Source organism: Neobacillus niacini, from assembly GCF_023715785.1.
Taxonomy (GTDB): Bacteria; Bacillota; Bacilli; order Bacillales; family Cytobacillaceae; genus Neobacillus; species Neobacillus niacini_E.
The window spans coordinates 85,043-96,373 of the sequence record NZ_JAMBOX010000009.1; the positions used below are offsets into that span (position 1 = coordinate 85,043).

Genomic DNA, 11,331 nt, shown 5'->3' on the forward strand with positions numbered 1-11,331 from the left:
CGGTTGGAAGGGGCAGTGTTCTATTGGACGTTTTGGATATATTGGGTTTACCTTACCTTTTTTTTGCAAAAAAATCACCCATATCGTCTCAAACTGGCCATAATGGTTCTTCTTGTTATCATCTTTTCCACAAGCCATTTTATTATAGGACCATTTGATATTTTTGTAAGCGGATTGTTATTGCTGCTATTTTCTTATACCATTTTAAGTCAGGAAAAAAGGAGAACTATTTTTTATCTTTGCATTTGTTCGTTGACCATTTCGATTGCCTATGTAACAATCCAATTATTTGAAATTTTTGACCCGATTTGGATGATTCTTAATAGGGAATGGATGATGGGAATTGTCATAGGTTATTTGAGCCTATTATTGCAAAAGACCTTAAAGGGCAGGCTTTTAATTGTTGTTTGCGGATTGGTGCAAGGAGAGTTTATGTATGCCTATACACTCCAAACCATCCAAATGCCCTATCAAGTCGGAGCCCTGGCGTTTCTGGATGTATGCGCACTCATTGTTGCGATTATCGCGGGCTGGAGCTTTCTCGAAAATGCCGGAGCGGTCCTTCAGCAACATTTTCATTTTTCAGAAAAAACAAAACAAAAATCCTCTTAACACAATTCTATTCCTTTCCGTTGCAGGGAAGGATTAACTTTTGCTAAGATATAATGTAGGCCCTTCTTACCAATGGAAGGGTTTCTTTCTTCATAAGATCATTTATTATGAGGAAAGGGGCGGAGCGCCGCATGAAATAGATTTTTTTGACAAGTTGAGAGGAATTAATTGTTTTGAGATTGTATAAAGTTTAGTCTTGCTCTGCTCACACCGCCTTTATTGGCAAGGTTTGGTTCTATGTAATATTTTCCATAGATATTGTTGTGTATAACGCCTTATTGATTTTGTGGGAAAATATAATATTAATGTGTAATATAGAAGAGAAAGGATGGCGATCAGAATGGTAAAACCCGTTATTGCCATTGTTGGAAGACCGAATGTTGGAAAATCGACAATTTTCAACCGAATTGTCGGAGAGCGAATTTCGATTGTCGAGGATATTCCGGGGGTAACCCGCGACAGGATATACAGTTCAGGAGAATGGCTGACCCATGAATTCAATATTATTGATACGGGCGGCATTGATATTGGCGATGAGCCGTTTTTGGAGCAAATCAGACAGCAAGCTGAAGTGGCGATTGATGAGGCGGATGTGATCATCTTTTTGACAAACGGCCGCGAAGGTGTCACGGCAGCCGATGAAGAAGTGGCAAAAATCTTATATAAATCGAAAAAACCGATTGTACTCGGAGTAAATAAGATTGATAATCCGGAAATGCGCGAGAATATCTACGATTTTTATGCGCTTGGATTTGGGGAGCCAATCCCAATTTCCGGATCCCATGGGCTTGGCCTTGGTGATTTATTGGACGAGGCGGCTAAGCATTTTCCGAAAAATAATCAGGCTGATTATGATGATGATGTCATTAAGTTCTCTTTAATCGGCCGGCCAAATGTGGGGAAATCCTCACTTGTCAACGCCATATTGGGTGAAGAAAGGGTGATTGTCAGCAACATCGCTGGGACAACCCGTGACGCCATTGATTCTCCTTATACATACAATGGGGATAAATATGTCATTATCGATACAGCGGGAATCAGAAAAAAAGGCAAGGTATATGAGAGCACCGAAAAATATAGCGTCCTCCGAGCCCTTAGAGCAATTGAGCGCTCCGATGTGGTTTTAGTTGTCATCAATGCCGAAGAGGGAATTATTGAACAGGACAAAAATATTGCTGGTTATGCCCACGAGGCGGGGCGTGCCGTTGTCATAGTGGTGAATAAATGGGATGCCATCGAAAAAGATGAAAAGACCATGAAGGAGTTCGAAGAGAAAATTCGTGATCATTTTAAATTCCTATCTTATGCGCCAATCGTATATCTGTCGGCCAAGACAAAGAAACGCATTCATACATTGCTGCCAATGATCAATATGGCCAGCGAGAGTCACTCGATGCGGGTTGAAACAAGTGTTCTGAATGATATTATTATGGATGCGGTGGCGATGAACCCAACTCCGACCGATAAAGGCAGACGCTTGAAAATCTATTACGCTACCCAAGTAGCGGTCAAGCCCCCTACCTTTGTTATTTTTGTAAATGAGCCGGAATTGCTTCATTTTTCTTACGAGCGGTTTCTTGAAAATCGAATCAGGGATGCATTTGGATTTGAAGGAACACCAATTAGAATATATGCAAGGGAAAGAAAATAAGCTAAAGGCGGTGTAAATGATGAGCAAGAAAACAGTAGCTGTTGTCGGGGCAGGAAGCTGGGGCACGGCATTGGCGATGGTCTTGGCTGACAATGGCCATGAGGTTCGCCTCTGGAGCCATAATGAGGCCCAGGTCAACGAAATTAATCAATTGCACACAAACGAAAAATATTTGCCAGGTATTGTCCTGCCAGAGTTAATTGTCAGCCATGCATCATTAGCAGAGGCTTTAGACAAAAATGAGTCGATTGTTTTAGCTGTACCGACAAAGGCAATTCGAGAGGTCCTGGGAAAAATTAGGACTGTCATCAGCTGGCCGGTTACGATTACTCATGTCAGCAAAGGAATTGAACCTGATTCTCTCTTAAGGATTACCGAGATTATTAGACAAGAAATGCCGGCAAGCCTTTTGAAGGCGGTTGTCGTGCTATCTGGTCCAAGCCATGCGGAAGAAGTGAGTCTGCGTCACCCAACGACAGTTACAGTGGCATCGGAGGACATGAGCGAAGCGGAGAAAATCCAAGACTTGTTTATCAATCAAAATTTTCGCGTTTATACAAATTCTGATGTCGTGGGCGTGGAAATTGGCGGTGCCTTGAAAAATATAATCGCTTTGGCCGCCGGAATTACGGACGGTCTTGGGTATGGGGATAATGCCAAAGCAGCTTTAATTACCAGAGGGTTAGCGGAAATCGCCAGGCTTGGTGTCAAAATGGGGGCCAATCCGCTGACATTTTCCGGCCTGACTGGAATCGGCGATTTAATTGTTACCTGTACTAGTGTCCATTCTCGTAACTGGAGAGCAGGAAACCTGTTAGGGAAAGGCAAAACGCTTGATGAAGTTCTAGACAACATGGGTATGGTGGTCGAAGGGGTTCGGACCACAAAGGCTGCCTACCAGTTGGCAAAGAAATATAATGTCAGCATGCCGATTACCTATGTTCTTTATGATGTCTTGTTTAATGGCAAGGATCCTAAAGATGCTGTGGACGTATTAATGGCACGAGGCAAAACACATGAAATGGAAGAATTAGTAAATATCCTTGACGAAAGAAATTTTTAAAGGAAAATTTTGGTGGAGCGCCAAGAAAATGGGCATTCACATGATACGCTTTTAAGCCTCTATGCATACAATGCAACGAAGTAACTTGGTAGTATGACGCCAGGAGTATGGGTTATTTAGTCCTGACCTGACTGAAGTAAAGAATTCGCCCCTCTTTACTTCAGTTTTTTTTGTGTGGAGAAGGGACAGCTATAGATAATGGTCTATCATCGGGGAGTTATGGTATAATGACAGTCGAAAAAGGGGGAATTGTGTTGTCACCAGGAATGATTAAAATGTGGATCTCAATTGCCGGAATCGGGTTTATGTTTCTTGCAATTGCCGCCATATATTTTAGCAGATACAAGTTGACGGGAGTCCTAAAATTTATAAGTGCCGTTGTTGCGTACATATTTTTGATAGCAGCCGGATTTACGCTGCTAATTGTTTTCCTAACATGAAGAATTTCCATAAAAAATATAGGTGTGATGATATGAAACGGAACATACTCGGAATATTATTGGCCATTACGATAGTACTCTTGTCCGGCTGCCTATACCCGAAAGAAGATTTGGCACAAAATAAAATTCCGTATAAGGATCAAATCCAGTCCGTTCAAACAGCGGTGGATCAATTTAGAGAGGACAATGGGGGAATTCTGCCGATTAAGACAAAGGAAGCCGATACGCCAATATATCAAAAATATCTAATTGATTTTAAAAAAATCTCCCCAAAATACTTGGCGGAGCCTCCGGGTAATGCGTTTGAAAGCGGCGGCGTTTTCCAATATGTGCTTGTCGATGTGGAGACGAATCCGACGGTAAAAGTTTTCGATTTAAGGATAGCTGAAACGATTCGTGAAATTAATCTGCGAATTAAATCAACAGGCTATCCTCCTTATAAGGAGGAAGTGGCCAAAAATGTTTATACCCTTGATTATAAACAGCTTGGTTATAAGGAAGCCCCTGTAGCGGTAAGCCCTTACTCTAATCAAAATCTATCGTTTGTGATATCGGGGCATGCCGAAGTGTTTGTTGATTATCGTCCGGACCTTTATCAGGTTCTTAAAAATACGGAGCAACATTTGAAGCCGGGTGAGGATATTCGGCCCATCTTGGTGAAGGATTCGATGTTTGTTCCCGCCTATTCCCTGCCATACACAGTGAAATCCGAAACGAAAGAACCTGTTTTTATGGAAGACTAAATGCTTCCAGCGAAAAACTCCTAGCGCTTTGGCTTTTAATTTGATCCAGCTCCGGCGCCTCCGCTTTTATTTTTAGTCATAACCCTTTTCCTGCGAAATATATTGTAGGAGAAGGGTTTTTTTTATGCATAAATTTGAACTCGGGTCTCCCTAGCGAAAACATAGATAGAAACCCTGCATGCCAAATAAATCAAATGGATCATGAGATAGCAGAAACAATGAAATTTAATCAAGGAGGTAAAAAATTTCGATAAAAGTGTCATAACACAATAGGACAACATCATAAACATATATTGTCCAAAAATACCTAAATGGATGAAATTATCCCACTTTACTCTATGATCAGGAGGGGATCACTTGGAAAAGGTAGATATTTTTAAAGATATTGCCGAGAGAACCGGCGGCGATATTTATTTGGGAGTAGTTGGGGCAGTAAGAACCGGAAAATCAACGTTTATTAAAAAATTTATGGAGCTTGTCGTTTTACCGAATATAGGCAGTGAGGCTGAAAGATCCCGGGCCCAGGATGAATTGCCGCAAAGCGCTGCCGGAAAGACCATCATGACCACAGAGCCTAAATTTGTGCCAAATCAAGCTGCGACCGTTCATGTCGATGAGGGGTTGAATGTCAATATTAGGCTCGTTGATTGCGTGGGCTATACCGTACCTGGGGCCAAAGGATATGAGGATGAAAATGGCCCGAGAATGATCAATACGCCTTGGTATGAAGAGCCTATTCCTTTCCATGAAGCCGCTGAAATTGGCACGAGGAAGGTCATCCAGGAGCATTCTACCATTGGGGTTGTTGTCACTACAGATGGTACAATTGGCGAGATTCCGAGAAGCAATTATATTGAGGCTGAGGAACGGGTTATTGAAGAGCTGAAGGAAGTTGGCAAGCCGTTTATTATGGTGGTCAACAGCGCCCAGCCATATCACCCAAGCACCGAAACATTAAGGTCGGGCTTGGCGGAAAAGTATGACATTCCTGTTTTAGCTATGAGTGTTGAGAGCATGCGCGAAAGCGATGTCCTTAATGTCCTTCGTGAAGCCCTTTATGAATTCCCGGTTCTTGAAGTCAATGTCAACCTGCCTAGCTGGGTAATGGTATTAAGAGAAAATCATTGGCTTCGGGAAAGTTATCAAGAAGCCGTGAAGGAAACGGTTAAAGATATCAAGAGATTAAGAGATGTTGATCAGGTTGTCCAGCAATTCAGCGAGTATGAATTCATTGAAAGAGCTGGTCTTGCCGGGGTTGAAATGGGTTCAGGCGTCGCTGAAATTGATTTGGTTGCTCCGGATGAATTATATGATGATATATTAAAAGAAATCGTTGGGGTGGAAATCAGGGGGAAAGACCATCTCCTGGAGCTCATGCAGGACTTTGCCCATGCTAAAGCAGAGTACGACCATATTGCTGATGCACTGAAAATGGTCAAACAAACCGGATATGGAATTGCCTCGCCGACATTGTCCGATATGAGCCTTGAGGAACCGGAAATTATTCGCCAGGGCGCTCGTTTTGGTGTAAGGCTCAAAGCGGTCGCTCCGTCCATCCATATGATTAAGGTTGATGTTGAATCAGAGTTTGCTCCAATTATCGGCACCGAAAAGCAGAGTGAAGAACTTGTCCGCTATTTGATGCAGGACTTTGAGGATGACCCGCTGTCAATCTGGAATTCGGACATTTTTGGCCGCAGCCTCAGCTCTATCGTCCGTGAAGGGATCCAGGCCAAACTCTCGCTCATGCCTGAGAATGCCAGATATAAATTAAAAGAAACACTTGAAAGAATCATTAATGAAGGTTCAGGCGGATTAATTGCCATAATACTATAAGTGAAGACTCCTAAAAGGGGTCTTTTTTTTACATGTCAGGGCAATAATGGTAGAATTTTGACGAACAAAAGAAAAGATTACCATAATTTCTTGAATTCTTCTTGATATGCTGTATTGATTGTGATAATCTTTTAACAGACTTACGTAATAGCGCCAAACCCTTTATTCTGTAGGGTTTCACCTAGTAATGGGAATTATTGCCAAAGTGACAAATTTGGACCGCTTTTGCAATAAAACCGCGCTCTGACGTATAGAAATTAGAAAAATTGTTTAGAAATGTAGATAAGTATTGTTATTATCTCGTACATTTCTTTGGGAGGAGGTGAAAGGCATGAACAAGACAGAACTTATTAATGCAGTAGCAGAGGCTAGCGAACTTTCTAAAAAGGACGCTACAAAAGCAGTTGATGCTGTTTTTGATGCGATTTTAGATGCTTTGAAAAATGGTGATAAGGTACAACTTATCGGTTTTGGTAACTTTGAAGTACGTGAGCGTGCAGCACGTAAAGGTCGCAACCCTCAAACAGGTGAGGAAATCGAAATCGGTGCAAGCAAGGTTCCTGCTTTCAAACCAGGCAAAGCGCTTAAAGACGCAGTAAAATAATTACATAAATTATTGCTTTAAGCGAACGCTTAGGCAAAAAAGGTCATGGCCATAGTCCATGGCCTTTTTTCTTTTTTAGCAGCTTCCGCTCTTCTTTTTTTGCTTGGTCAGAAAAGGTTATGCTAAGATGTATTTGTTAATTATACTTGTTTGGACATTAGGAGGAATTGCACATGCCAGAGGTAAATCGTGCCCAAATCGAAGAGGCGGTACGTTTAATATTAGAAGCAATAGGGGAAGATCCCAGCCGAGAAGGACTGCTTGATACACCTAAACGTGTTGCGAAAATGTATGAGGAAGTATTCAGCGGATTAAATGAGGATCCGAAACAACACTTTGAGACCATTTTCAGTGAGGATCATGAAGAACTGGTCCTTGTAAAGGATATCCCGTTTTATTCGATGTGTGAACACCACCTGGTTCCTTTCTATGGCAAGGCGCATGTAGCCTATATCCCCCAAAATGGCCGGGTTACCGGGTTAAGCAAGCTGGCACGTGCTGTCGAGGCCGTGGCTAAAAGACCGCAGCTGCAAGAGCGGATTACAGCAACCATTGCAGACAGCATCATGGAAAAATTGGAGCCACACGGTGTCATGATCGTTGTTGAAGCAGAGCATATGTGCATGACGATGCGGGGCGTTAAAAAGCCAGGAGCCAAAACAGTTACGACCGCAGTAAGAGGAACACTTGCCGACGATACAAGCGCCCGTTCCGAAATCCTATCTTTGATAAAAAACTAATTGAACATGGGGTGTTGAGGTTGGAGAAAAAGCAACAGCAAAATAATGATTATGTAGTCATAAAAGCAATTGATGACGGTGTTAGTGTCATCGGCTTGACAAGAGGCTCTGACACCAGATTTCACCATTCGGAAAAGCTGGATAAGGGGGAAGTGCTCATTGCTCAGTTTACCGAGCATACCTCTGCCATCAAGATTAGAGGAAATGCAAAGATTCTTACCCAATATGGGGAAATTGACAGCGAAGTGAAACATAAACTGTAAACCACCATTTAAATGGGGAGCACAAAATATTATTTATTTGTGAAATCCTGCCCACATATTTGCATTTATGCTATAATGGTGTTTGCGTGTTTTATTTTTAATAGGCGAGAATTTTCCTTATCAATTAGGAAATAAGAATACATAAAGACATTTTTTACTTAGGTGAAGCAAGGGTGATGAGAATGCAGGATATTCGACAAAAATTTTCAACAATTAAACAGAAAGTCGAACATAGTGTTTTTGACACGTACTTGCTAAATTATATTGAAACACCGGTCATTGACGAGGATAAGCTTCTTATCCTCATCTCCCTTCTGGACCGGCTTGATTTGCCTTTTGATGTAATGGAAAATTACGTTTTATCAACCATGCTGGTTCAAACTGCTCTTGACACTCATGAACAAATATCTGAAATTACAGATGAAAAAAGCCGTCAGCTTACTGTTCTAGCCGGTGATTATTATAGCGGCCTTTATTATAAGCTCCTTGCTGAGTCGGAGGATATACTCGTTATTAATGTTCTATCTCAAGGAATTAAAGAAATCAATGAGCATAAAATAACAGTTTATTACAAGGAGACGGCAGATTTAGAGAAGTTGATGACAAGCATGATGATGATTGAAAGTTCATTAATAACAAAGCTTTCTGCGTACTTTACCACCGATCATTGGAACGAGGTTATTACAAACTTCCTGCTGTTTAAGCGGTTAGTAAAAGAACAGAGCCAATTTATACAGACCGGAAGTTCATTTCTATTTGATGCCATGAAGAAAATACTGTTTCCTTCCTCTGAATTCACTTTTACAGAACTCACCAGCGGACAAAAAAATCAGCTGTTAAGCATTTGCGGTCTGCAAATTGAGCGGTCAAAGAGTACGGTTGAGAAAGGTATTTCCATTAACCCGTTCTTAAATCCGTTTCTTGAAAGCAAAATAACCGGCCTGTTAAACCAATATCAGCCATATGCGAAATCTTTTGTGGAAGAAGGGTAAAATAATGCAACAGTCAAAAGAACAGCGAGTTCATAAAGTGTTTGAAAAAATCTCCGAAGACTACGACAAAATGAACTCAGTGATCAGTTTTCAGCAGCATATAAGATGGCGGAAGGATACGATGAACCGTATGAATGTCCAGCCAGGGTCAAAAGCACTTGATGTCTGCTGTGGTACTGCTGATTGGACTATTGCCCTCGCAGAGGCTGTAGGCCCTTACGGTGAAGTGACAGGACTGGACTTTAGCCAAAATATGCTTAATGTTGGAAAGGAAAAGGTTACCCGTCTTGGGTTGAATCAAGTGAAATTAATCCATGGAAATGCGATGGAGCTCCCGTTTCCCGATAATAGCTTTGATTATGTCACCATCGGTTTCGGGTTAAGAAATGTTCCGGACTATCTCCAGGTTCTAAAGGAAATGCACCGGGTGGTGAAGCCTGGAGGACTTGCCGTATGCCTTGAAACATCTCAGCCTACCTTAATTGGATACCGGCAATTATTCTTTTTCTATTTCCGCTATATTATGCCTATATTTGGAAAATTATTTGCAAAAAGTTACGGGGAATATTCATGGCTCCAAGAATCAGCGCGCGATTTTCCTGGTATGAAAGAATTAGCCCGGATGTTTGAGCAGGCTGGGTTTAAAAATGTGAAATATAGACCGTACAGCGGCGGTGCAGCAGCTGTTCATATCGGCAAAAAATAATTTAAAACTTGACAGGAAAAAAGCAGGGTGAATACAAATGAAATTAAAAATGATGTATTCATTTTTGAATTCGGATATTAACTTAATTGAGAAAAAACTTGAAGAGACAATTCAACCTGAGTCTCTGCTTTTGCAACAGGCTTCCATGCATACATTACAAGCCGGGGGAAAGAGAATTCGTCCTGTTTTTGTTTTGCTTGCCGGTAAATTTGGCCATTATGATATCAACGTAATGAAAAATGTTGCAGTGGCACTTGAATTAATTCATATGGCCTCGCTCGTCCATGATGATGTAATAGATGATGCTGATTTGCGCAGAGGCCAGCCAACTGTTAAATCAAAATGGGATAATAAAGTGGCCATGTACACGGGGGATTACGTGTTTGCTCTCGCCATTGAATTAATGACCAATATTAATAAACCGTTAGCCCATAAAATCCTTGCTGATACGATTGTTGAAGTTTCGGTGGGAGAAATTCAACAATTTAAAGATAAATACCGCTTTAATCAAAATTTGAGGGATTATCTCAGAAGAATCAAACGAAAAACCGCCTTGCTAATAGCTGCGAGCTGCCAGTTGGGGGCAATTGCCGCGGATGTCGAGGAATCGATTCATCGGAAGCTGTTTCGCTTTGGTTATTATGTTGGGATGTCGTTTCAAATTACCGATGATATTCTCGATTTTACGGCTACCGAAGAGGAACTCGGGAAACCGGCAGGAAGCGACCTCCTGCAAGGGAATATTACGCTCCCGGCATTGTTAGCCATGGAAAATGAAGCGGCAAGGAAAGTAATTGAAAAAGTAAACGACCATACCTCCCCCTCAGACATAAAAAATATCATCTCCCTGATTAAGGAAACGGATGCCATCGCAAGGTCTGTTGAACTCAGCGACTTATATTTATCCAAAGCGATTGCTATCTTGGAAGAGCTCCCGGCTAATAAGGCCAGAAAAGCGCTCCGCGATATCGCCAAATATATCGGAAGACGCAAATTCTGATGCGCTTCCACTTTTCAACATCCTTGTAAAATATTCTAAACAATGTTACTATTTTCGTGGATTGTTCTTAGTAAACAATCATATACATAATTGTTTAGGAGTGGGATGAATGGAAAGAACATTTTTAATGGTTAAACCGGATGGCGTTCAGCGCAACCTAATTGGGGAAATTGTAGCTCGTTTTGAAAAAAAAGGTTTCCAGCTTGTTGGGGCAAAATTAATGCAAATTCCAACTGAGCTTGCCCAGGAGCATTATGGTGAGCATAAAGAGCGTCCATTCTTTGGCGAGCTGGTTGACTTTATCACTTCCGGTCCGGTATTTGCGATGGTCTGGCAGGGGGAAAACGTAATTGCAACTGCACGGCAAATGATGGGATCGACTAACCCTAAAGATGCTGCACCGGGAACCATTCGTGGTGACTTTGGCCTAACAGTCGGCAAAAACGTCATTCACGGTTCTGACTCACCTGCAAGCGCAACCCGCGAAATCGGCCTATTCTTTAATGAGTCTGAGTTGGTTGAGTATTCAAAGTTAGTGAATGAATGGATTTATTAATCCTATTCACAAGGCACTTGTATTCTTAATACAGGTGTCTTTTTGTATGCGGATACAAAAATTAATTTCGCTTTTCTGAATTATTCCACTATGTTAATGCCCTTAAAATATGTTATATTGATACA

The 11,331-nt window shown here is 41.5% G+C and carries 13 protein-coding genes; all 13 read left to right on the forward strand.

Annotated elements, in window-relative coordinates; translation table 11 throughout:
* The first annotated feature begins 3 nt into the window (after window positions 1-3).
* The 13 genes from M3234_RS16680 to ndk all read left to right on the forward strand — a co-directional run bounded on the left by M3234_RS16680 (window position 4) and on the right by ndk (window position 11,206).
* Window positions 4-612, forward strand: coding sequence for a YphA family membrane protein (locus tag M3234_RS16680; RefSeq protein ID WP_262305797.1), 609 nt, complete (start codon window positions 4-6; stop codon window positions 610-612).
* 340 nt (window positions 613-952) lie between these two features.
* Window positions 953-2,263 (forward strand): ribosome biogenesis GTPase Der, encoded by a 1,311-nt coding sequence (der, locus tag M3234_RS16685; protein WP_262305798.1) that lies wholly within the window; start codon window positions 953-955, stop codon window positions 2,261-2,263.
* Between the two features lie 16 nt (window positions 2,264-2,279).
* Window positions 2,280-3,326 (forward strand): NAD(P)H-dependent glycerol-3-phosphate dehydrogenase, encoded by a 1,047-nt coding sequence (locus M3234_RS16690; RefSeq protein ID WP_285858499.1) that lies wholly within the window; start codon window positions 2,280-2,282, stop codon window positions 3,324-3,326.
* Between the two features lie 227 nt (window positions 3,327-3,553).
* A complete protein-coding gene (locus M3234_RS16695) occupies window positions 3,554-3,766 on the forward strand; it encodes a DUF2768 domain-containing protein (RefSeq protein WP_396953962.1) in 213 nt (70 codons plus the stop codon).
* 32 nt (window positions 3,767-3,798) lie between these two features.
* Complete coding sequence (locus M3234_RS16700; RefSeq protein ID WP_262305799.1) at window positions 3,799-4,509, forward strand: hypothetical protein; 711 nt, start codon at window positions 3,799-3,801, stop codon at window positions 4,507-4,509.
* 357 nt (window positions 4,510-4,866) lie between these two features.
* Window positions 4,867-6,345: a stage IV sporulation protein A gene (gene spoIVA / locus M3234_RS16705; RefSeq protein ID WP_066312850.1), complete on the forward strand. Its 1,479-nt coding sequence runs from the start codon at window positions 4,867-4,869 to the stop codon at window positions 6,343-6,345.
* A gap of 331 nt (window positions 6,346-6,676) precedes the next feature.
* Window positions 6,677-6,949, forward strand: coding sequence for a non-specific DNA-binding protein Hbs (hbs, locus tag M3234_RS16710; protein ID WP_066060959.1), 273 nt, complete (start codon window positions 6,677-6,679; stop codon window positions 6,947-6,949).
* Between the two features lie 173 nt (window positions 6,950-7,122).
* Window positions 7,123-7,689 carry a GTP cyclohydrolase I FolE gene (gene folE, locus M3234_RS16715; RefSeq protein WP_066312854.1) on the forward strand — a complete coding sequence of 189 codons (567 nt, stop codon included), beginning with the start codon at window positions 7,123-7,125 and terminating at the stop codon, window positions 7,687-7,689.
* A 20-nt stretch (window positions 7,690-7,709) separates the two neighbouring features.
* On the forward strand, window positions 7,710-7,952 hold the full coding sequence (gene mtrB, locus M3234_RS16720) for a trp RNA-binding attenuation protein MtrB (RefSeq protein WP_066312862.1): 243 nt from the start codon (window positions 7,710-7,712) through the stop codon (window positions 7,950-7,952).
* Between the two features lie 176 nt (window positions 7,953-8,128).
* Window positions 8,129-8,944: a heptaprenyl diphosphate synthase component 1 gene (locus tag M3234_RS16725; RefSeq protein WP_262305911.1), complete on the forward strand. Its 816-nt coding sequence runs from the start codon at window positions 8,129-8,131 to the stop codon at window positions 8,942-8,944.
* Window positions 8,945-8,948: 4 nt separating this feature from the next.
* Entirely contained in the window at window positions 8,949-9,650 is a 702-nt protein-coding gene (locus M3234_RS16730; protein ID WP_262305800.1) for a demethylmenaquinone methyltransferase, read from the forward strand.
* Window positions 9,651-9,687: 37 nt separating this feature from the next.
* Window positions 9,688-10,650, forward strand: a complete 963-nt coding sequence (gene hepT, locus M3234_RS16735) for a heptaprenyl diphosphate synthase component II (protein WP_262305801.1) — start codon at window positions 9,688-9,690, stop codon at window positions 10,648-10,650.
* Window positions 10,651-10,759: 109 nt separating this feature from the next.
* Window positions 10,760-11,206, forward strand: coding sequence for a nucleoside-diphosphate kinase (gene ndk / locus M3234_RS16740; protein ID WP_066312871.1), 447 nt, complete (start codon window positions 10,760-10,762; stop codon window positions 11,204-11,206).
* Window positions 11,207-11,331: the final 125 nt, after the last annotated feature.